The following is a 20,004-nucleotide window of genomic DNA, read 5'->3' as shown; positions in this document are numbered from 1 at the left end:
GCGGGCGGAGGCGGGAGCCCTCAGGGCTTGGTGACCAGGTCGATGGCCTCCTCCACGTCGTCGGTCAGCCGGAACAGGCCGCGGTCCTTCTCCGCCGCCTTGCCCTGGGCGATGACGGTGTCGGTCAGCCAGCGCACCAGCCCCTGCCAGTAGTCGACGCCCACCAGCACGATCGGGAATCGCGTCACCTTGTGCGTCTGGACCAGGGTCAGCGCCTCGAACAGCTCGTCGAGGGTGCCGAGTCCGCCCGGCAGCACCAGGAAGCCCTGGGCGTACTTGACGAACATCGTCTTGCGGACGAAGAAGTAGCGGAAGTTGACCCCGATGTCGACGAACTCGTTCAGCCCCTGCTCGAAGGGCAGCTCGATGCCGAGGCCGACGGAGACGCCGCCCGCCTCGTTCGCGCCGCGGTTCGCCGCCTCCATGGCGCCGGGGCCGCCGCCGGTGATGACGGCGAAGCCGGCCTGGGCCAGGCCGCGGCCGATGCGGCGGCCCATCTCGTACTCGGGGGAGCCGACGGGCGTGCGGGCCGAGCCGAAGACGCTGACGGCGGGGCCCAGTTCGGCCAGGGCCCCGAAGCCCTCCACGAACTCGGACTGGATGCGCAGCACCCGCCAGGGGTCGCCGTGCACCCAGTCGGACGGGCCCCTGGTGTCGAGCAGCCGCTGGTCGGCCGTGCCGGGCACCACCTGCCCGCCGCGCCGCACCACGGGCCCCAGGCGCTGTTCCTTGCGGCCTTTGGCCGCGTGCGCCTCCGGCGCCCCGCCGCTGCCCTCGTCCGGGCCCGGCGCGGTCAGCTCCGCGCTGTCGCTCATGCTCTGCTCCTCGTCACTCACCGGCAAAAGGTCGTCAAGCGATACACGTCGTCGACGTCGGCAACGTCATCGACGTCGTCCATGTCATTCGGCGTCATTCAGAGTCATTCGGCGCCATCAGCGCCCTTCCGCGCCGTCCGGCGTTCGTTCGGCGTTCGTGCGGCGTCATCAACAGTGAACGCCGGCCACGCCGCGCGCGCCCCGCACTCGGCGAACTCGGCGAAGCGACTGCGCCAACGGGCGGGAAACCGCGCGCCGCGGGGCGCCGCCGCCCCGACGCGGAACCCGGCGGCCGGACCCCGGCGGGGCCCTCAGCCGGCCGCCCCCTCCGGCGGCTCCGCCCCGGTCAGCCACCCACGCAGCCGCTCCTCGCAGCGCAGGATCACCGCGGTGTCCACCCGCTCGTCGCGCCGGTGGGCCAGGTCCGGGTCACCGGGGCCGTAGTTGACCGCGGGCACGCCGAGGGCGCTGAAGCGGGAGACGTCCGTCCAGCCGAACTTCGGCCGCGGCAGCCCGCCGACCGCCGCCATGAAGGCGCGGGCGGCCGGGTGAGACAGGCCGGGCAGGGCGCCAGGCGAGTGGTCGTCCACCACGAACGCGGCGACGCCGCAGCCGTCGAACACCTCCCGGACGTGCGCCACCGCCTCCTCGGCGCTCCGGTCGGGCGCGTACCGGTAGTTGACGGTCACGGTGCACTCGTCGGGGATGACGTTCCCGGCCACCCCGCCCTCGATCCGGACGGCGTTGAGCCCCTCCCGGTACTCCAGGCCGTCGATCACCGGGCGCCGCGGCCGGTACCCGGCCAGCCTGGCCAGGACGGGCGCGGCGGCGTGGATGGCGTTGCCGCCCATCCAGGAACGCGCCGAGTGGGCCCGCTGCCCCGGCAGCCGCAGCAGCATCCGCAGCGTCCCCTGGCAGCCGCCCTCCACCTCGCCCCCGGTGGGTTCGAGCAGCACCGCGAAGTCCCCCGCCAGCCAGTCCGGGTGCGCGGCGGCCAGGTGCCCGAGGCCGTTGCGCTCCGCCTCGACCTCCTCGTTGTCGTAGAAGACGAAGGTCACGTCCCGGTCGGGCCGGTGCACGGTGGCGGCGATCCGCAGCTGCACGGCGACCCCCGCCTTCATGTCCCCGCTCCCGCAGCCCCACAGCACGCCGTCCGCGTCACGGCGCGAGGGCACGTTGCCCGCGATCGGCACGGTGTCCAGGTGCCCGGCCAGGACCACGCGCTCGGGCCTGCCGAGGGCGGTGCGCGCGACGACGTTGTTGCCGTGCCGGTCCACGCGCAGCCAGGGCAGCGCCCGCAGTGCGGACTCGACGGCGTCGGCGAGCGGCTTCTCCGAGCCGCTGACGGAGGGGATGTCGACGAGGCGCGCGGTGAGTTCGGCTGCGTCGAGGCCGAGGTCGAGGTCGAGGAGGGGTGGTTCCATGGAGTCACGGTACCCGCGACGGCTCCGGGGCCGATTTTCCGGCTACCCTCGTCCAATGCCCGAACGGACAACCGCGAAGCGCCGCCTCAGGGCGGCGAGTGGCGCGACGGCCACGCTCGTCGTGCTGGGGTTCGGCTGTTACGCGTACGTGCACTATCTGGGCGGTGAGGAGCCGCCGCGCTGCACGGTGTCCGGGGAGGACGGCACCTCCCTCACGCTGGAGCCCGAGCAGGCCGCCAACGCCTCCACCATCGAGGCCGTCGCCTCGGCCCGCGGCCTGCCGGAGCGCGCGGTGACGATCGCGATCGCCACCGCCATGCAGGAGTCGGAACTGCGCAACATCGACTACGGCGACCGCGACTCGCTCGGCCTCTTCCAGCAGCGCCCCTCCCAGGGCTGGGGCAGCAAGGAGGAGATCCTCGATCCGGTCTACGCCGCGGGCGCGTTCTACGACCGGCTGGTCGAACTCCCCGACTACCTGACGATGCCGCTGACCGAGGCCGCGCAGGCGGTGCAGCGCAGCGCGTTCCCCGACGAGTACGCCAAGCACGAGCCGGAGGCCGCCCTGCTGGCCGCCGCGCTCACCGGCCGGGCCCCGGCCGCGCTCAGCTGCGCGCTGCCCGCCCCGGGTTCGGGGGACGGCCGGACCCCGGTGACCAGCACGCCCGACGAGGTGCACGCGCGGATGGTGCGGGAGTTCGGGGACGGGGTGCAGCCGAGCGGCGAGGGCGCGCGGCTCACCGTTCCCGTCCCCACGGAGGCCGACGCCAGGCAGGGCTGGGAGCTGGCGCACTGGTCCGTCGCGCACTCCGCCGAGCTGGGCATCGAGCGGATCACCTACGGCGACCGCGTCTGGGAGGCGGCGCGCTCCTCCGACGGCTGGCGCGAGCTGACGGCCGGGGACGGGGGCGGGGACGGCTCGGGCGAGGAGACCGTCGCCGGGGCGGCGGACGCGGTGCAACTCTCCCTCGCGGCGGGCGAGTAGCCCGGCCCCCGCCCGTGGCCGGGCCCCCGCCGGCCGGGAGATCCCGGGTTCCGGGGACGGCGGGCGGCGGGGCGCACGGGCGAGGCGGCAGGGCGGCGCGGGGCCGCGGCACGTTCGGGCACAGGCGTGCGGCAATGCGCCCGGCAGGCGGGAACGGAACGGCCGCGGCGCATCGAAGAAAGGCCGCGCCTCCTGCGGCATGACGAGACGTCAAGCAGCTGAACCGCCAGGAGGATTGCCCGATTTCGGCGGGCTCGATAATGCGACACATTGCCATTTCTTTACCCGGGAGAACCGCAACCTCGGCGCGCCCGCAAGCGATAGGCACGGCGTCGGCAGGCGTCATCCCGAAGGGTGGCCCCCCGCACGGAATGACCGCGGAAAGCCGCGGAGAGCCGAGCGGGCGCCAAGGGCCGGGCACCACCCACCCGGCGGGTGCCCATCCGCCGGGAACGCCCGCGGCGGGAAAGGCCCGCAACGCACCGGAAAACGCCGGGAAGCGCGGGCCCGAAGCCGCCAAAGCCGACCGGCCGGACCGGGAAACCGGGAAACCGGACGGCCGGCTGCCCGACACCGGAAAGCAGGAACCCGGGCACGCCCCGGATACACCCAGGGAAACCGGAAAAGGAGCCCCATGTCGCACTCGCCGTCGCGTCGGCCGTCGCACGCCGCGCCGCGTTCGTCCGGCCCGCTCGGGCGCAGCATCGCCAGGGTCGCCCTCCTCTTCGCCGCGGGCGCCGCGCCCGTCGTCGGCGCGGCGGGCGAGGCCGCGGCGGCCGGCCCGGCCCTGGCCCCCGGGCTCGGCGGGCTGACCGCCCCCGACAACGCCCTGACCGGGGACACCACGCAGGACACGGTGCAGGCCGCAGGGGGCGTGCTGGAGCAGACGGGCGGCGACGCCCTGCGGGACGTCTCGCCCCTCCTCGAACCGGCCGCCGAGCGCATCGTGCACCCGGCGGGCCGGGACACCGTCCACCTGCTGACCGACGCCGGCCGGACCCTCGCGGAGAGCGCCCCCACCCCGCAGGAACTCGCCGCCTCGGCGCCCTCCCTGGACAACCCCGACATGGCCGGCCTGACCCTCGGCTGACCCCCCGGCCGTCCGCCGAACGCCGCGCGCGACGGCCCGCAACCGGCCCCAGGGCGGGCCGCAGGCGCGGCACAGGCCCCGGGGAGCGGCGCGCGAGCCCGCTCCCCGGGGCCTTCGCACGCCGGTCCGCGCGCCCCCTGCGGGGGCCGCCTCACGCCGTGAGACGCGCGACCGCCTCCGCCACCCGCTCGTCGGTGGCCGTGAACGCGACCCGGACGAAACGCTCGCCCGCCGGCCCGTAGAACTCCCCGGGGGCCACCAGGATGCCCAGCTTGCTCAGCTCCGCGACCGTCTCCCAGCACGGCTCGTCCCGGGTGGCCCACAGGTAAAGCGAGGCCTCGCTGTGTGCGATCCGGAAGCCGCGCGCGGTCAGCGCCTCCCGCAGCGCCGCGCGCCGCCGCGCGTACCTGGCGCGCTGCTCCGCGACGTGCCCCTCGTCGTCCAGCGCCGCCGCCATGGCCGCCTGCACGGGCGCGGGCACCATCATCCCGGCGTGCTTGCGGATGCTCAGCAGCTCGCCGAGCAGGGCCGCGTCCCCCGCGAGGAACGCCGCCCGGTAGCCCGCGAGGTTGGAGCGCTTGGAGAGCGAGTGCACGGCGACCAGGCCCTCGTGGCTGCCCCCGCAGACCTCCGGGTGCAGCACCGAGACCGGCTCGGCCTCCCAGCCGAGCTCCAGGTAGCACTCGTCGCTGAAGACCAGCACCCCGTGCTCCCTGGCCCAGGTCACCACCTCGCGCAGCTCGGCCGCGCCCAGCACCCGGCCGGTCGGGTTGGCGGGCGAGTTCAGCCACAGCAGGCGCAGGCCCGCCGGGTCCAGCTCCGTGGCCCGGCCCCGGTACGGCGCCGGCTCGGCGCCCGCGAGCCGCGCCCCGACCTCGTAGGTCGGGTAGGCGGGTTCGGGGAAGGCCACCCGGTCGCCCGGGCCGAGGCCCAGCTGCGCGGGCAGCGCGGCCACCAGCTCCTTGGAGCCGATCACCGGAAGCACCCCGTGCTCGTCGAGGCCGCGGGCCCCGGTGCGGCGCGCCAGCCAGCCGAGGATCGAGGCGCGCAACGCGGCCGTCCCCCACACCGTCGGATAGCCGGGGCTGTCGCTCGCCGCGGCGAGCGCCGCGCGCACCACCGGGGGGACCGGGTCGACGGGGGTGCCGACGGACAGGTCCACGATGCCGCCGCCGTGCGCCTGGGCGGTGGCCTTGTACGGTTCGAGACGGTCCCAGGGGAAGACGGGCAGGCGGGAGGAGACGGACGGCACGGGGTGGCTCACTTTCCTGCGGTTCAAAGAGAAGATCCCGTACGGCAGGTGCCGCACGGGACCGGCGACTCGCCGGGCGGCCGGCGCGCGTTCACGGCCGTCCCGGCGTCACTCGTCACTCGTCGTGGCTCTGCGGCGGCAGCGCGGCGATCATCGGGTGGTCGCGCTCGATCAGCCCGAGCTTGCTCGCGCCGCCGGGCGAGCCGAGCTCGTCGAAGAACTCCACGTTCGCCTTGTAGTAGTCCTTCCACTCCTCGGGGGTGTCGTCCTCGTAGAAGATCGCCTCCACCGGGCACACCGGTTCACAAGCACCGCAGTCCACGCACTCGTCGGGGTGGATGTAGAGCGCACGCTGCCCCTCGTAGATGCAGTCGACGGGGCACTCCTCGATGCATGCCTTGTCCTTCAGGTCGACACAAGGCTCCGCGATGACATAGGTCACGCTGTCAGTCCTCCTCGTTGGGGCGGCGGGTCCGCCGTGATGGCGCGCGGGAGCGCGGCGTCGTCGGTGCTCGGCCCTAGTATCTCCGGTCGGGCCTAAAGGCTGACCAAGAGGGGCCTGGCAAGACGAGGGAGTCCCCCATGAGCGCTTACCTTACCGTCCGCATCACCCCCGCTGACGTGGGTAAACGGGTCTCGGTACGGACGTTGACCGGGGCCGGCGAGCAGGAGGCGAGGTTCACCGACACCGTCGGCACGTTGACCGCCTGGCAGGGCGGCACCCTCAGCGTCACCCGCCGGGACGGCCGGCTGGTCCGCCTCGCCGAGTCCTCCCTCGTCGCGGGCAAGGTGGTGCCGCAGGCCCCGCCGCGGCGCCGCGGGCTCCCGGCCGCCACCGTCGCGGAGCTGGTCCAAGTCGGCGCCAGGACGTGGCCGGCCGCCGAGTCGGAGCGGATCGGGGACTGGCGGGCCAGGGCGGCCGGCGGCTGGACCCGCCGGGCCAACTCGGCGCTGCCCGTGGGCGAGGGGCGGCCCGACCTGGAGCGGCTCGGCGCCTGGTACGCGGCGCGCGGGCTGCCCCTCGTGCTGCACGTCGTGGAGGACGGCTCGGCCTCGGGCGGCCCGCTGGCCGCCGAGCTCGACCGGCTCGGCTGGGAGGCCGGCGGGCACACGCTCACCCTGGCCGGGGAGCTGGCGCCGCTGGCCGACCGCCCGGCCGACCCGCGGGTGCGGCTCGGGCGCACGCTCACCGCGGACTGGCTGCGCCGCTACCGCCGGGCCGCGGCGGCGCCCGAGACGGCCCGCCTGGTGCTCGGCGGCGGGCCCTCGGTCTGGCTGGCCACCGTGCCGGGAGGGGACGGCGGCCGGGAGGACGCCCCGGCGGCGGAGGCGGCGGAGGCGGGGGCTGTGCCGGAGGCGGAGGCGGCGGAGGCGGGGCCCGCGGCGATCGGGCGGTGCGTGGTGGACGGGCGCTGGGCCGTCTTCTCCGCGATAGAGGTGGACCCCGCCCACCGCAGGCGCGGCCTGGCCACGGCGGTCATGGCGGAGCTGGCCCGGGCGGCGCTCGCCGAGGGAGCGAGCGCCGCCTGCCTGCACGTCGAGCGGGAGAACGCCCCGGCGCGCGCCCTCTACGAGCGCCTGGGCTTCCACGAACACCACCGCTATCACTACCGGCGCGCGCGCTGAGGGCGCGCGGGCTCAGCTCGGGTCGAGGTCGATGACCCCGACCCGCTGCGCCGGGTCGGTCTCCCGCAGCGCCGGGCGCAGGGCGCCCACGACGTCCTCCGGGGTGACCGGCGTGGAGCTGCCGTCCCCCCTGGTGACCAGCACCCCGTCGAAGGTGTGGCCGTACAACTCCTGGAGCGTGTCGAGGTCGTAGGTGTCCACGAGCTTGCCGTCGACCGCCTCCATGCCGAGGAACTGCCACAGCGAGTTCTGCGGGCTGAACTCGATCTGCACGCCCCCCGCCTGCACGAAGACGCTGGCCGACATCGCGGGCTCCGCGAACTCCTCCATGGCGCGCCGGACTTCGGCCTCGTCGATCTCCGGCTCCTGCTCGGTCAGCGGAATCTCTATCGGCTCGTTGCGCCCGGTGGCGGCGCGCTCGCGGAACGCGGCCTCCACCGCGTCCGCCGCCGCGTCCACGTCGACGGCCATGCCCGGCTCGCCGACGTGGGCGATCGCGCCCGTCGGCTCGAAGGTCACGCTGCCCTCCACCGGGCCGCTGCCCATCCCCTCCGCGGCGTCCTCGAGGGCGACGGTCAGCTTGTCCCGGTCCACCACGAACGTGGCCTGCCGCGCGTGCTCCGCGCCGATCAGGGAGCCGTAGACGGAGACGGGGTTGTAGTCCTGCCCCGACAGGGAACGCACCGTCGCCTCGGTGTCCACGGAGAGGCCGGCCACGCTGGGCTTGAGCTCGACCTCCTGCTCCCCGATCCTGAGCGTCAGCGGCGCGTTGTTGGCCTGCTCGAACTCGCTGTCCAGCCGGTTGACCGCCTCCTGGGAGCTGAGGCCGCCGATGTCCACGCCGAGCACGGTGGTGCCGGTGGGCACGTCCTCCGGGCTCAGGTAGAGGCCGGCCCCGTACGCGACCACGGCCAGGCCCACCACGGCCAGGGCCGCAAGACGCAGCCGGGAGCGTCCCCCGCCCTTGGCGGGCGCCTGCTTCTTGGGCGCGGCCGGCGGCGGCCCGGCCTCCTCCGGCTCGGGCGCCGGGGGCCGCGGCCCGGGCGGCGGCACCTCCGCGGCGCCCGGGCCCGGGGCCGTCGCGGCGCGGAAGCCCCCGGAGGGCGGGTCGGCGAGCGCGGGCATCGGCCCGGTGGCGGTCACGTCCGCCGGCGGCGCGGGCGGGAACGGGCCGCCCAGGTCCATGGTGGAGCCGAACGCCTCTTCGGGGGTCATCCCCGGGACGGGTCCGGGTCGCCCGGCACCGGCCGGCTCGGCCGAAGGCTCGCGCACCGGCAACGCCATCTCGCCGGTGGCGGGGCCCGCGGTGGGACCCACCGGGCGCCGCGGCAGGTGCGGCAGGCCCTGCGAGGGAGTGCCCTCGGGGTGCTGGGAGAACCAGTCGGCGGACCGCGGCACCGCGTCCGCGCCCGGGGCGTCGGGCGTGGTCATCGGCCCGGGGATTCCCGGGATGGGCCCGGTCCCCGGCCCGCTTCCCGGCCCGGAGAGCGGGGAGCCGGCGGCGGGCACGCCCCCGGCGGGGGTCTCGGTGACCGCGGGGTGGCCGCCGGGGGGCGTGTCGGTGCGCGCGGGGCCAGGCGGAGTTGCGGCCGGCCGCGCCTCACCGAACCCGGTCCCGGCCGCGCCGAACCCGGCCTCGCCCGCCGCCCCCGTGAAAGCGTCGAAACGCGCCTCGCCGCCGGGGGCTCCGGCGCCGAAGTGCCGTTCCGCGGGGGGCGCCTCGAAGGAGGAGGTGCCGAACGGGGCGGTGTCGGACGAGGAGCCGAAGGCGGGCCGCTCGGCCTGGGGGGCCGCGGGCTTCGGCCGCTGCTCCCGCGGCGCCTCGGCGCGCGGGGCGGGCGGCTTGCGCGGCTCGAACCACGAACTGGTCTTCTTGCCCGGGCCGTTGCCCGAGGGGGCGGCCGCCGCCTCCGTCGTGGGGGCCTGGCCGCGGGGCGCGGGCGCCTCGCGCGGCTCCGGCTCGTTCACCGTCTCCCGCACCACGATGGGCGGAATCGGCCTGGAGCCTGGAATGTTGATCCGGGCCCTGGTCGTCATCGTGGTCTCGGTCTTCTTCTCCGCCGGCTTCCCAGCCGCCGGGCGGGCGTCACCATCCGCTTCGCCGCGCTTGGGGTCCCCCCAACCCTCAAGCGGATTGGGGGGCGGGCTGTCATTGTCACGACTCAAGGCAGGATCTCCCGGTTGGCCTTCGCCGGCCGGCCCGGGACACCCCGGCGCCGGGCGGCGTGCCCCACGATACTGGTGACCGCGGGGTGGAACGTCGCCCCCACAGGATTGGCACATCCGTGCAACGCGCCCGGGACCGAACTGCCGCAAACCGGACGCGCGTCGGACGCACGAGCCCCGGGAGGCGGGGGCGGGGGCGGGGGCGGCGCCTAACGCCGGGCGCGGGGCTCCGGCACCGCGAACAGCGGGCGCTCGGCCGGGGCCAGCGCGGCGCAGGCCACGGCCAGCCCCATGCCGCCGAGCAGGAAGAGGTAACTGCCCGCCCCCGCGGCGAAGATGAAGTCCCCCTGCGGCCTGGTGGCGGTCAGCAGCAGCACCGCCAGCGCCCAGCCGCCCGCCGGGGCCGCCGCCCCGAGCCTGGTCCTGGTGAGCAGCGCGCCGCCCCAGAAGAGCCCCACCGCGCCGCCGAGCCCGAGCAGCAGGCCCAGCGGGAACCAGCCGCCCTGCACCAGCGAGCCCGCGGTCCCTGCCAGCAGGCCCAGCAGCCCGAGCGCGCAGTACGCCGCGATCCTCATCACACCTCCCGCCTCAGTCCCGCGAAGATATCGCGGGCGCCGGGCGGGAAGGGCGCCGCCCCCGGTGCCGTCCGGTAGTACTCGGTCTCCCACAGCGGCTGGGCCAGGCCGTTGGACAGGGCGAAGACCCGGGCGTCCGCCCCCTCGCCCGCGACCTCGATCTGGGTGGCGTGCGCGGCCATCGCGGCGGCCTTCGCGGCCACCTGGGCGGCGCTGCCGCGCACGGCGAGGGCCACCTCCTCGTCGGCCGTCACGCCGGGGATGTCGTCCAGGGCCGCGACGGCGGCGAAGGGCTCGGGGCCCCGGGCCCGCAGCCGCGCCAGGCGCCGGTTCGCCTCGGACTTCGGGACGCAGTTCCACAGGATGCGCGGCACCCGCCACCCGTGCCGTGCGGCGGCGAGTTCCGCGCCGCGCATCGCCACCCGGTGGGCCTGGACGTGGTCGGGGTGGCCGTAGCCCCCGTTCGGGTCGTAGGTGATCAGCACGCTCGGCCTGGTCTCGGCGATCACCTCGGCGAGCAGGCCGCCCGCCTCGTCGAGGCCGGCCCGCAGGAACGCCGCGGGCCGGTCGTTGGGCGGGGAGCCGAGCATGCCGGAGTCGCGCCAGCGGCCAGGGCCGCCGAGCAGGCGGTGGTCGCCGACGCCGAGGGCCCGCATCGCCGCGGCCAGCTCGCCCGCGCGGTGGGGCCCGAGGGCGTCCTGACGGTCGGCGGCGAGGTGGCGCAGGGCGGGCGGGATGACCTCGCCCTCCTCGCCCAGCGTGCAGGTGACGAGCGTCACCGGTACGCCCGCCTCGGCGCACGCCGCCATGGTCACGCCGTTGGTGATCGACTCGTCGTCGGGATGGGCGTGTACGAAGAGCGCCCCGGCCTGCCCTGAGCTCATGCGGCGAGCCTACCGGGGCGGCGCCAAGCCGCTCAGAAGCTCAGATCGCTGATCATCTCCGCCACGCTCTCCGAGAAGTTGTCGATCGTCGGCGCCATGTTCGAGCCGGCCAGATAGAAGCCGAAGAGCATACAGACGATGGCGTGCATGACGTTCAGCCCGGACCTCCGGACGAGCAGAACGACAATGACCGCGAGCATCAGCACCGCGGAGACGGAGAGCGCCACCCAGGATCACCTCCATGAAGTCTTGCCCGGCTGAGGGCAGGCCGACGATCGCTTCCGTTCCCTGCTAGGGGAAGTCATACCCATGACGCGCACGGGATCATAACGATCAAGGGCGTAGGCATGGCTCGGTGCACGGGAGCAGAAAAGGGGCGCACGCCCGGCGCGAAGGTGCATGCCCGGGTTCGCGCCACCACACGCGCAACGGGACATGTCCGTCCGGCGCCCCGCGTCACCGCGCCAGGGTGCTGCCCTCCTCGGGGAAGTGGCAGGCGCTCAGGTGCCCCGGGGCGTTGCCCTCGATCCGGATCAGCGGCGGTTCCTCGGCGGCGCACTTCTCCTGCGCCTTCCAGCAGCGGGTGCGGAAGCGGCAGCCGGAGGGCGGGTCGGTCGGCGAGGGCACGTCCCCCTGGAGCCTGATCCGCTCGCGCGGCGCGGCGGGCGCCTCGCCGGGGGCGGCGGCGTGCTCCACCTCGGGCACGGCCGAGAGCAGCGCGTGCGTGTACGGGTGCCGCGGGCGGGTGTAGATCGCCTCCCGGTCCCCGACCTCGACGATCTTGCCGAGGTACATCACGGCGATCCGCTGTGAGAAATGCCTCACCACGGCCAGGTCGTGGGCGATGAAGAGGAAGGCGATGCCCCGCTCGCGCTGCACCCGCTGGAGCAGGTTGACGACCTGGGCCTGGATGGAGACGTCCAGCGCGGACACCGGCTCGTCCGCGATGATCAGCTTCGGTTCGAGGGCCAGCGCCCTGGCCACCCCGATCCGCTGGCGCTGCCCGCCGGAGAACTCGTGCGGAAAGCGGTTGTAGTGCTCCGGGTTGAGCCCCACCGTCTCCAGCAGCTCGCGCACCCGCGCCTCCCGGCCGCCGGGCGGGTCGATGTGGTTGATCTCCATCGGCCCCCTGATGATCGCGCCCACCGTCTGCCGCGGGTTCAGCGAGGAGTAGGGGTCCTGGAAGATCATCTGGATCTCGGAGCGGATGGGCGCCAGTTGGCGGCGCCCGGCGTGGGTGATGTCCCGGTCCCGGTACGTCACGGTGCCCGCGGTCGGCTCCAGGAGCCTCGCGAGGAGCCGGCCCGTGGTGGACTTGCCGCAGCCCGACTCGCCGACCAGGCCGAAGCTCTCCCCGGCGTGCACCGTGAGGTCGATGCCGTCCACCGCCTTCACGGCGCCGACGGTGCGCTTGACGGGGAAGCCGCCCCTGACGGGGAAGTGTTTGACGAGGCCGGAGACGGTCATCAGGGCGGGGCCCTGCGCGGGCGCCTCGGCGCCGCCGTCCGGGGTCTCAGTGGGCACGGTGCTCGTCACAGCTCATCACATTCCTTTGGGCCGGGCGCCTCAGGCGAGTCGGGGAAGGACGCGTTCGAGGAAGAGGGTCTGCTGCTGCGCCGCGGTCAGGTGGCAGGCGCAGCCGCGTCCCTGCGGCAGGGCGGGCCGGTCGGTGTCGCAGGACTCGGGTCCCGCCACCTCCTCGCGGAAGGCGCAGCGCGGCGCGAAGGGGCAGCCGGGCGGCGGGTTCAGCAGGCTGGGCGGGGTGCCGGCGATGGGCACCAGCGGCCGCCCGACGTCCCCGGTGATGCGCGGCATGGAGGACAGCAGCCCCCAGGTGTAGGGGTGCTGGGGCCGGCTGAGCACCTCGCGGACGCTGCCGCGCTCCACCGCGCGCCCCGCGTACATCACCAGGACCTCGTCGGAGACCCGGGAGACCACCCCGAGGTCGTGGGTGATCATGATGATGGCGGAGCCGAACTCCTGCTGGAGCTCCTTGAGCAGGTCGAGGATCTGGGCCTGCACGGTGACGTCGAGGGCGGTGGTCGGCTCGTCCGCGATCAGCAGGTCGGGGTCGCAGACCAGGGCCATCGCGATCATGGCCCGCTGCCGCATGCCGCCGGAGAACTGGTGCGGGTAGTCGTCCACGCGCAGCCTGGGGTTCGGAATGCCCACCTTGCCGAGCATCTCGATGGCGCGGTCCCTGGCCTCGCGGCGCGAGGCGCCGCGGTGCTTGCGGAACGGCTCGCCGATCTGCCGGCCGACGGTGTGGTAGGGCGAGAGGGCGGTGAGCGGGTCCTGGAAGATCATCGCCACCTTGTTGCCGCGCAGCCACTGCATCCGGCGCTCGCCCGCGGTCGTCAGGTCCTCGCCCTCCAGCAGGATCTCGCCGGAGATGTCGGTGACCGCCGGGTTGTGCAGGCCGAGGATCGCCTGGTTGGCGACCGACTTGCCCGAGCCCGACTCGCCGACGATGCCGAGCGTGCTGCCGCGGCGGACGTCGAAGGACAGCCCGTCGACGGCCTTCACGATCCCGTCCTCGGTCCGGAAGCGGACCCGCAGGTCCCGCACGGAGAGGAAGGGGGCCCCGTCCGCCGCGGCCCCGTCCGCCGGGGCCCCGGTCGCCCGGGCCCCGGTCGCGGAGTCCTCGGTCGCCCGGGCCCCGTCCGCCGGGGCGGCGTCCGTGGAGGCGCCGCCGGTCGCGGCGCCGTCTTTGCTGGTCACGTCGATCCGCTCCTAGGCCAGCCGCACGCGCGGGTCGATCAGCGCGTAGCAGGCGTCGACGATGATGTTGAACAGGACGATCATGAGCGCGGCGAAGAGCATCACGCCCATCAGCATGGGGAGGTTGGACTGGGTCACCGACTCCACCGCGAGCCGGCCGAGGCCGGGCAGGGTGAAGGTGAACTCGGTGATCATCGCGCCGCCGAACAGGGAGCCCAGGTCCACGCCGAAGATGGTGACGATGGGGATCAGCGAGCCGCGCCAGGCGTAGCGGAAGAAGACCGTGGCCCGGGACATGCCCTTGGCGCGTGCGGTGCGGACGTGGTCCTCGTGGAGCTGCTCGATGAGCGTGGCCCTGGCCATCCTCGTGTAGTTGGCGGTGAAGATCGTGGCGAGCACCAGCCAGGGCAGCAGCAGCCCCTTGAGCCAGTCCAGGGGCTGCTCGGTGAAGGGCACGTACTCCGGCTGCGGGAAGATCTGGTGGTCGCCGTAGACGAGGACCGCGAGGGCGAGCGGGCCGAGGAAGTAGATCTGCATCGAGCTGAGCACCAGCGAGGCGGAGCTCACCACGCGGTCGAGCAGGGAGCCCCGGCGCCAGGCGGCGAGCATGCCGAAGCCGAGCCCGAGGACCAGGAAGACCAGGGCGCCGCCGATGGTCAGGGAGACGGTGGTGGGCAGCCGGTCGAGGATGGTGTCGAGCACCGGCCGGTTGTCCCGGAAGGAGAAGCCCAGGCAGGGGGCGGGGCAGTGGCCCGCGGGGAAGTCGCGGCCGGCGAAGATGCCGACCATGTAGTGCCAGTACTGGACGGGAATCGGCTCGTCGATGCCCAGATTGTGCTCGACGACGGCGAGTTGATCGTCGGTGCAGACGCCCTTGCCGCAGGCGAGCAGCGCGGGGTTGCGCGGGATCGCGTAGAAGAGGAAGAACGTGACGGCGCTGATGACCAGCAGGATGACGACGGCGCCGAGCGAACGCCTGAGGAGGAATCTGAGCATCGGTAGCAGCCTTCGGGGGATGGTCGGCCTGGACCCGCCGCGGGACTCAGCCTGCGTCGTCCTGGATGACGAAGAGCCGGTTCATGTCGATGGTTCCGTAGTCGTCGTTGAAGACCGCGCCGCCGATGTGGGAGCCGTGCAGGACCGTCTGCCGGTAGTAGAACGCCGGGACGAAGGGCACGTCCTCCTCGTAGATGTAGTGGCTCAGCTCGGTCCAGGCCGCGGCCGCCTCGGCCGGGTCCTCGATCTGCCGGATGCGGTCGATCTCCTGGTCGACGTGGTCGTCCCTGAGGTGGCTGTAGTTGGAGGCGCCGTCCGCGATCTGGCGGCCGTCGAACTGCGGCGGGATCACGGTGGAGGCCGAGGGCCAGTCGTGGCCCCAGCTGCTGCGGTAGATGTCGTAGCCGCTGTCCACCACGCCGATGGTGTCGTACCAGGTCTCCGGCGGGACCTCGCTGCGGTTGACCTCGAAGCCCGCGTCCTCCAGGGCGTTCTCCACCGCGATGGAGGCGTCCTCGTCCTCGGGGGCGGTGTGGTTGACGTAGTTCAGCTCGTAGCCGACCGCGTCCGCCTCCTCCAGGAGCTCACGGGCCTTCTCGATGTCGCCCTCGGGGTGCGCGAGCTTGCCGAAGGGGTCGTAGTCCGGGTCGTAGCCGGGGACCAGGGGGCTGATGATGCCGCCCGCGTACGTGCCGCCGATGGAGCCGCCGTAGGCGTTGAGGATGCCGTTGAGGGGCAGGGCGTAGGCGATGGCCTGCCTGACCCTGATGTCGGTGACCCGGTCGGTGTTGATCATCAGGGCCCAGACGTAGGTCTGGTAGCCGTCCACGAGCCGGTCCTGATACTGCGGGTCCTGCATCACGGTGGGGCCGTTGCCCGGGTCGAGGCCGTTGTCGAAGCTGGTGGCGTACTGGTTCTCGCCGTTGTCCGCCATCAGCCGCGAGGTGGAGTCCTCCAGGGTGTGCCCGAAGGTGATCTCGAAGCTGTCCGGGTAGGCGTTGCGCGCCGGGTCGGTCTCCGGCTTCCAGTACTCGTTGCGCACCAGCGTCATGGAGCGTCCGGGGCGGAACTCCTCGATCTGGTACGGGCCCGAGGTCAGCGGGTCGTGGTCGTAGTCCTCCTGGGTGTCGCCTGCCTCGGAGACGATGGCGTAGCCCGGTATCGACAGGGCGTACGGCAGGTCGTTCTGCGGCTCGCTGAAGTGGAAGACGATCGTCTTCTCGTCGGGGGTCTCCAGGACGGAGTCCGGCAGGTGGTCCCCGTTGTAGGGGCCCTCGGGGAGCAGGTCGCGGTAGTCGGCGCCGTTGGTGCCCGCCAGCCACTGCTGGATGTAGGTGGGGCCCTGGGTGATGAACGGCGCGAACTGCCGCTCGAAGGTGTGGCGGACGTCGGCCGAGGTGATGGGCGTGCCGTCGTTGAAGAAGATGTCGTCCTTCAGCGTGTACGTCCAGGTCTTCCCGCCGTCCGAGGGCGTGCCCGAGTCCGTCGCCAGGTCGCCGAGCACCGAGTAGTGCCCGTCGTTGTCCTGGCGGGTGGCGGTGAGGCCGCGGTGGATCAGGCGGGCGATGTTCGACTCGTGGGCGACGTAGATCTGGGCCGGGTCCAGGTGGTCGGGCGCGGTCTGCTGGAAGACGCGGACGGTGCCGCCCTGCTGGGCGTCGGGGACGGCCTCGGCCGGCCCGGTGGAGGCCGCGGCGTCGCCGAAGGTGAAGGCCTCGACGGTCTCGGGGCCGCCTGAGTCGCCCGAGCCCGAGCCGCCGGAGGCGCCGCCGTCCCCGCCGCCGCCTCCGCTGCTACAGGCGCTGAGAACCAGCGCCCCCGCGAGGGCGAGGGACGCCAAGGTGGTGCGTCCCCCGCGCAGTGTCCTGATGCTCATTGGTTCCTTGGCACCTGCCCGTCATCGGTCGTGTCGGTCGTGTCGGTCGTGTTCGGTCGTGTTCGGTCTGCTCGGTCGCGCAGGTCGTGCAGTCGGTGAATCCCGTGGAGCCGGAAGGGTCGTGGGGTCGTGCGGGTCGTGCGGGGAGGCCGCCGTTCCGCCCGGGGAACCGGGAAGGAGCGGGGAGATCCGGAAGTGCCGGGGGCGGCCAGGCAAGGGGCCGCCCGGCGGGGTCAGCCGACGGTCTTCGGGTCGAAGGCGTCCCTGACCGCATCCCCGAGGAGGTTGAAGGCGACCACGAAGATCACCATCGAGACGCCGGGGAAGAACATGTAGGTGATGTCGCTGTGGTAGACCTCGGCCGCGGTGGAGAACATCCGGCCCCAGTCGGGGGTGGGTTCCGTGATGCCGACGCCGAGGAACGACAGGGCCGCCGCGGTGGTCACGAAGTTGGGCAGCATGTACGTGGACTGCACCAGCATCGGGGAGACGACGTTCGGCAGCAGTTCCTTGCGGATGATCCGCCAGGAGGAGGCGCCGCTGACCCGGGCGGCCTCGACGAACTCCCGTTCCCGCAGCGAGAGTGCGGTGCCGCGCAGGATGCGCCCCAGCGTCATCCAGCCGAGCGCCCACAGCACGACCACGATGGAGACCACCTTCACCCAGGTCGGCGTCTCCTCGCGCGGGTCGACGAAGAGGGTGGCGATGATCGGCAGGAACGCCACGAAGAACAGCTGCTGCGGAAACGCCATCAGCAGGTCGATGAGGCGGCTGATGAAGAAGTCCCACCGGCCGCCGAGAAAACCGGCGGCGACGCCGAGCACGATCGCGGTGAGGGTGGCCAGCACGGTGACCGCGAGGGCGATGAGGAGGGAGGTGCGTATTCCGTAGAGAAGTTCGGTGAAAACGTCGCGTCCGGTGCCGGGTTCGAGCCCGAACCAGAACTCGCCGTCGATTCCCCCGTTGGGCTTGATGGGATAGCCGAACTCGTTGAGCAGCCCCGGGCGGACCTGACCGTAACGGGTATACGGGTCCTTCCCGTACAGCTTCGCTATCAGCGGGGCGAACAGGCCGAGGAGGAAGAAGAGGAGCACGACGCAGCCGGATATGACGCCGACCCGGTCGCGGCGGAAACGCCGCCACATCAGCTGCCCGGGAGAGCGGCCGACCAGTTCCGCCCCGACTTCGGCCTCGACGGCCTGGGTTGCGCTTGCCACGATGTCGCCCCCGACATGGTCGTGCCTGTGTAGCGAGTTGATCGCGACTGTGGCAAGGCCCACTCTTTGGCGTCAAGGGATAGCAATGGTGTAAACCTATGGCACCCAATTGGTGAGCCAAGGTTATGCGGATTGACACCGAAACGTGCTTGACGTCGGCCGGGGATTTCGGAAATGTGGCGACAAGCCGGGACCGGAGGGCGTTAACCGGGAGGCAACATCCCTGACGCTACACCGATATCCGAACCGCCCAGACTGCGGGGGTACGGCCGTGCGGGTGCCGTAGGCCGGGGCGGGGCGGCGCGAGCCCCCCGCCCCGGTGCGGCTCAGTCCGCGGCCCGCTGCCGCTCCTCGGCGAAATGGCAGGCGCTGGGGTGCCGCCCGGGACCGGGGAGTTCGGCGAGGCGGGCCGGAATGCCGAGGACGGGCTCGCTTCGCGCGCAGGTCTCCGCCGCCTTCCAGCACCGCCCGCGGAACCGGCAGCCGGCCGGCGGGGCGGTGGGCGAGGGCACGTCCCCGGAGAGAATGATGCGCCGGCGGCGGTCGCGCAGCCCCGGGTCGGGCACCGGCACCGCCGACAGCAGGGCCTGCGTATAGGGGTGCGTGGGGTGCTCGTAGATCTCGCGCTCCGAGCCGGTCTCCACGAATTTCCCCAGGTACATCACCGCGATGCGGTCGGAGATGTGCCGCACGACGGAAAGGTCGTGCGCGATGAACAGGTAGGAAAGGCCGAACTCCCGCTGCAGCCGCCGCAGCAGGTTCACCACCTGCGCCTGGATGGACACGTCGAGGGCGGAGACCGGCTCGTCGCAGATGATGATCTCCGGGTTCAGGGCAAGGCCCCGGGCGATGCCGATGCGCTGCCGCTGTCCCCCGGAGAACTGGTGGGGATATCGGTTCACGTATTCCGGGTTCAGGCCGACCACGTCGAGCAGTTCCCGCACCCGGCGGCGCCGGTCCCCCCTTGGCGCGACCTGGGGGTGGATCTCGAAGGGCTCGCCGACGATGTCGCCGACCGTCATCCGCGGGTTCAGCGAGGTATAGGGGTCCTGGAACACCATCTGGATATTGCGCCGCACCGCCTTCAGCGCCCGCCCGCCGAGCCGGGTGACGTCCTCCCCGCGGTACAGGATGCGCCCCGAGGTGGGCCGCTCCAGGCTCATCAGCAGCTTCGCCAGGGTGGATTTCCCGCAGCCCGACTCCCCCACGACGCCCAGGGTCTCCCCGCGCCGCAGCGTGAAGGAGACCCCGTCCACCGCGCGCACCGCCCCGCGCCGCCGCCCGCCGAGGGGGCCGCCGCCCTGCGGGAAGTGCTTGATCAGGTCGCGGACTTCGAGGAGGGCCTCGCCCCCCTGCTGCGCCGCCGCGTCCGCCGGCCCTGCCACCGTCTCACTCACTGACCGTCTCCCTCCAGTGGTGGCAGGCGCTCGCCCGCCGGCTCGCGACCTCGAACAACGGGGGGTGGGCGCCGGTGCGGCAGTCCTCGCGGGCCAGCGGGCAGCGCGGGTGGAAGGGGCATCCCGCCGGCACGCGCAGCAGGTTGGGCGGCAGGCCCCGGATGGCGCGCAGTTCCCCGCCCTTGTGGTCGAGGCGGGGGATGGAGTCCAGCAGCCCGCGGGTGTAGGGATGCGCCGGCCGCTTGTACAACTCGTGCACCGGGGCGTTCTCCACGATCCGCCCCGCATACATCACCGCGATCTTGTCCGCCACATCCGCCACCACACCCAGATCGTGCGTGATCAGAATCAGCCCCATGTGGAAGTCACGCTGCAACTCCGCAAGCAGATCCATCACCTGCGCCTGCACCGTCACATCCAGCGCCGTCGTCGGCTCGTCCGCGATGATCACATCCGGCTCCAAGGCCAGCGCCATCGCAATCATGATCCGCTGACGCATACCACCGGAAAACTGATGCGGATAATCGTTCACCCGCTCCTTCGCCGCCGGAATACGCACCCGATCCATCAACTCGACGGCCTTCGCCCGCGCCTCACGACGCGACATCCCCCGATGCACCCGGAACAGCTCACCCAGCTGATACCCCACCGACAACACCGGATTCAACGCCGACAGCGCATCCTGAAAGATCATCGCCATGCGCTCCCCCCGCACCCGGCGCCGCTCCTCGCGGCCGAGGGTCAGCAGGTCGCGGCCCTGGAAGAGCACCCGGCCGCCGGTCACCCTGGCGGGCGGGCACTCCAGGATGCCCATCACCGCCTGGGCGGCCACCGACTTGCCCGAGCCCGACTCGCCGAGCACCGCCAGGGTCTCCCCGGCGTCCACGGCATAGCTGACGCCGTCGACCGCCCTGACCACCCCGTCCCTGGTGTGGAACTCCACCCGCAGGTCCCGTACCTCCAGCAGCATCCGCGGTCCT

Annotated in this window: 18 protein-coding genes; 3 read left to right on the top strand and 15 right to left on the bottom strand. The window is 73.3% G+C overall.

Annotation, left to right across the window (positions count from 1 at the left end):
* Positions 1-20: 20 nt before the first annotated feature.
* The gene (locus D7294_RS02545; RefSeq protein WP_120674886.1) at positions 21-815 is read right to left on the bottom strand and encodes an LOG family protein; all 795 of its coding nucleotides are present in this window, start codon (positions 813-815) and stop codon (positions 21-23) included.
* 311 nt (positions 816-1,126) lie between these two features.
* Positions 1,127-2,239, bottom strand: coding sequence for a succinyl-diaminopimelate desuccinylase (gene dapE / locus D7294_RS02540; RefSeq protein WP_120674884.1), 1,113 nt, complete (start codon positions 2,237-2,239; stop codon positions 1,127-1,129).
* Positions 2,240-2,294: 55 nt separating this feature from the next.
* Between dapE and D7294_RS02535 the strand changes: the two genes are divergently transcribed.
* Together D7294_RS02535 and D7294_RS32425 are read left to right on the top strand one after the other, a co-directional pair.
* On the top strand, positions 2,295-3,224 hold the full coding sequence (locus tag D7294_RS02535; RefSeq protein WP_194117720.1) for a VldE C-terminal domain-containing protein: 930 nt from the start codon (positions 2,295-2,297) through the stop codon (positions 3,222-3,224).
* A 634-nt stretch (positions 3,225-3,858) separates the two neighbouring features.
* Positions 3,859-4,314, top strand: a complete 456-nt coding sequence (locus D7294_RS32425; RefSeq protein ID WP_194117719.1) for an ATP-binding protein — start codon at positions 3,859-3,861, stop codon at positions 4,312-4,314.
* 151 nt (positions 4,315-4,465) lie between these two features.
* Here D7294_RS32425 and dapC read toward each other — a convergent pair whose 3' ends face one another.
* Both dapC and fdxA read right to left on the bottom strand, forming a co-directional pair.
* A complete protein-coding gene (dapC, locus tag D7294_RS02525) occupies positions 4,466-5,566 on the bottom strand; it encodes a succinyldiaminopimelate transaminase (RefSeq protein WP_120674882.1) in 1,101 nt (366 codons plus the stop codon).
* 115 nt (positions 5,567-5,681) lie between these two features.
* A complete protein-coding gene (gene fdxA, locus D7294_RS02520) occupies positions 5,682-6,008 on the bottom strand; it encodes a ferredoxin (protein ID WP_120674880.1) in 327 nt (108 codons plus the stop codon).
* Positions 6,009-6,148: 140 nt separating this feature from the next.
* Between fdxA and D7294_RS02515 the strand changes: the two genes are divergently transcribed.
* Positions 6,149-7,192, top strand: coding sequence for a GNAT family N-acetyltransferase (locus D7294_RS02515; protein ID WP_120674878.1), 1,044 nt, complete (start codon positions 6,149-6,151; stop codon positions 7,190-7,192).
* Positions 7,193-7,204: 12 nt separating this feature from the next.
* Here the strand turns inward: D7294_RS02515 and D7294_RS02510 are convergent, their stop codons facing one another.
* The 11 genes from D7294_RS02510 to D7294_RS32770 form a co-directional block, all read right to left on the bottom strand.
* Positions 7,205-9,229, bottom strand: a complete 2,025-nt coding sequence (locus tag D7294_RS02510) for a hypothetical protein (RefSeq protein ID WP_120674876.1) — start codon at positions 9,227-9,229, stop codon at positions 7,205-7,207.
* A gap of 338 nt (positions 9,230-9,567) precedes the next feature.
* On the bottom strand, positions 9,568-9,933 hold the full coding sequence (locus D7294_RS02505) for a DUF6113 family protein (RefSeq protein WP_120674874.1): 366 nt from the start codon (positions 9,931-9,933) through the stop codon (positions 9,568-9,570).
* Positions 9,933-10,817 carry an N-acetyl-1-D-myo-inositol-2-amino-2-deoxy-alpha-D-glucopyranoside deacetylase gene (mshB, locus tag D7294_RS02500; protein WP_120674872.1) on the bottom strand — a complete coding sequence of 295 codons (885 nt, stop codon included), beginning with the start codon at positions 10,815-10,817 and terminating at the stop codon, positions 9,933-9,935. The genes D7294_RS02505 and mshB overlap by 1 nt, the downstream gene beginning before the upstream one ends.
* 32 nt (positions 10,818-10,849) lie before the next feature.
* Positions 10,850-11,044, bottom strand: a complete 195-nt coding sequence (locus D7294_RS02495) for a hypothetical protein (protein ID WP_120674870.1) — start codon at positions 11,042-11,044, stop codon at positions 10,850-10,852.
* A gap of 229 nt (positions 11,045-11,273) precedes the next feature.
* Positions 11,274-12,284, bottom strand: coding sequence for an ABC transporter ATP-binding protein (locus D7294_RS02490; RefSeq protein WP_120675315.1), 1,011 nt, complete (start codon positions 12,282-12,284; stop codon positions 11,274-11,276).
* Positions 12,285-12,383: 99 nt separating this feature from the next.
* Complete coding sequence (locus tag D7294_RS02485) at positions 12,384-13,385, bottom strand: ABC transporter ATP-binding protein (protein ID WP_241562066.1); 1,002 nt, start codon at positions 13,383-13,385, stop codon at positions 12,384-12,386.
* A 165-nt stretch (positions 13,386-13,550) separates the two neighbouring features.
* Positions 13,551-14,534 (bottom strand): ABC transporter permease, encoded by a 984-nt coding sequence (locus D7294_RS02480; RefSeq protein WP_120674866.1) that lies wholly within the window; start codon positions 14,532-14,534, stop codon positions 13,551-13,553.
* A gap of 46 nt (positions 14,535-14,580) precedes the next feature.
* The gene (locus tag D7294_RS02475; RefSeq protein WP_120674864.1) at positions 14,581-16,410 is read right to left on the bottom strand and encodes an ABC transporter substrate-binding protein; all 1,830 of its coding nucleotides are present in this window, start codon (positions 16,408-16,410) and stop codon (positions 14,581-14,583) included.
* Positions 16,411-16,643: 233 nt separating this feature from the next.
* Positions 16,644-17,627 carry an ABC transporter permease gene (locus D7294_RS02470; RefSeq protein WP_241562042.1) on the bottom strand — a complete coding sequence of 328 codons (984 nt, stop codon included), beginning with the start codon at positions 17,625-17,627 and terminating at the stop codon, positions 16,644-16,646.
* Between the two features lie 326 nt (positions 17,628-17,953).
* Positions 17,954-19,024, bottom strand: coding sequence for an ABC transporter ATP-binding protein (locus D7294_RS02465; RefSeq protein WP_277751062.1), 1,071 nt, complete (start codon positions 19,022-19,024; stop codon positions 17,954-17,956).
* Complete coding sequence (locus D7294_RS32770) at positions 19,017-19,994, bottom strand: ABC transporter ATP-binding protein (RefSeq protein ID WP_120674858.1); 978 nt, start codon at positions 19,992-19,994, stop codon at positions 19,017-19,019. The genes D7294_RS02465 and D7294_RS32770 overlap by 8 nt, the downstream gene beginning before the upstream one ends.
* Positions 19,995-20,004: the final 10 nt, after the last annotated feature.

The organism is Streptomyces hoynatensis, from assembly GCF_003626535.1.
Classification (GTDB): Bacteria; Actinomycetota; Actinomycetes; order Streptomycetales; family Streptomycetaceae; genus Streptomyces; species Streptomyces hoynatensis.
This window is presented reverse-complemented; position numbering and strand designations above follow the sequence as displayed.

What these genes read in the sequence shown, in the direction of transcription:
- dapE (WP_120674884.1), bottom strand. Translation starts at nt 2,239, where the DNA reads ATGGAACCACCCCTCCTCGACCTCGACCTCGGCCTCGACGCAGCCGAA.
- D7294_RS32770 (WP_120674858.1), bottom strand. Translation starts at nt 19,994, where the DNA reads ATGCTGCTGGAGGTACGGGACCTGCGGGTGGAGTTCCACACCAGGGAC.
- D7294_RS02490 (WP_120675315.1), bottom strand. Translation starts at nt 12,284, where the DNA reads ATGACCGTCTCCGGCCTCGTCAAACACTTCCCCGTCAGGGGCGGCTTC.
- D7294_RS02535 (WP_194117720.1), top strand. Translation starts at nt 2,295, where the DNA reads ATGCCCGAACGGACAACCGCGAAGCGCCGCCTCAGGGCGGCGAGTGGC.
- D7294_RS02515 (WP_120674878.1), top strand. Translation starts at nt 6,149, where the DNA reads ATGAGCGCTTACCTTACCGTCCGCATCACCCCCGCTGACGTGGGTAAA.
- D7294_RS02475 (WP_120674864.1), bottom strand. Translation starts at nt 16,410, where the DNA reads ATGAGCATCAGGACACTGCGCGGGGGACGCACCACCTTGGCGTCCCTC.
- D7294_RS02505 (WP_120674874.1), bottom strand. Translation starts at nt 9,933, where the DNA reads ATGAGGATCGCGGCGTACTGCGCGCTCGGGCTGCTGGGCCTGCTGGCA.
- mshB (WP_120674872.1), bottom strand. Translation starts at nt 10,817, where the DNA reads ATGAGCTCAGGGCAGGCCGGGGCGCTCTTCGTACACGCCCATCCCGAC.
- D7294_RS32425 (WP_194117719.1), top strand. Translation starts at nt 3,859, where the DNA reads ATGTCGCACTCGCCGTCGCGTCGGCCGTCGCACGCCGCGCCGCGTTCG.
- D7294_RS02510 (WP_120674876.1), bottom strand. Translation starts at nt 9,229, where the DNA reads ATGACGACCAGGGCCCGGATCAACATTCCAGGCTCCAGGCCGATTCCG.
- D7294_RS02480 (WP_120674866.1), bottom strand. Translation starts at nt 14,534, where the DNA reads ATGCTCAGATTCCTCCTCAGGCGTTCGCTCGGCGCCGTCGTCATCCTG.
- D7294_RS02545 (WP_120674886.1), bottom strand. Translation starts at nt 815, where the DNA reads ATGAGCGACAGCGCGGAGCTGACCGCGCCGGGCCCGGACGAGGGCAGC.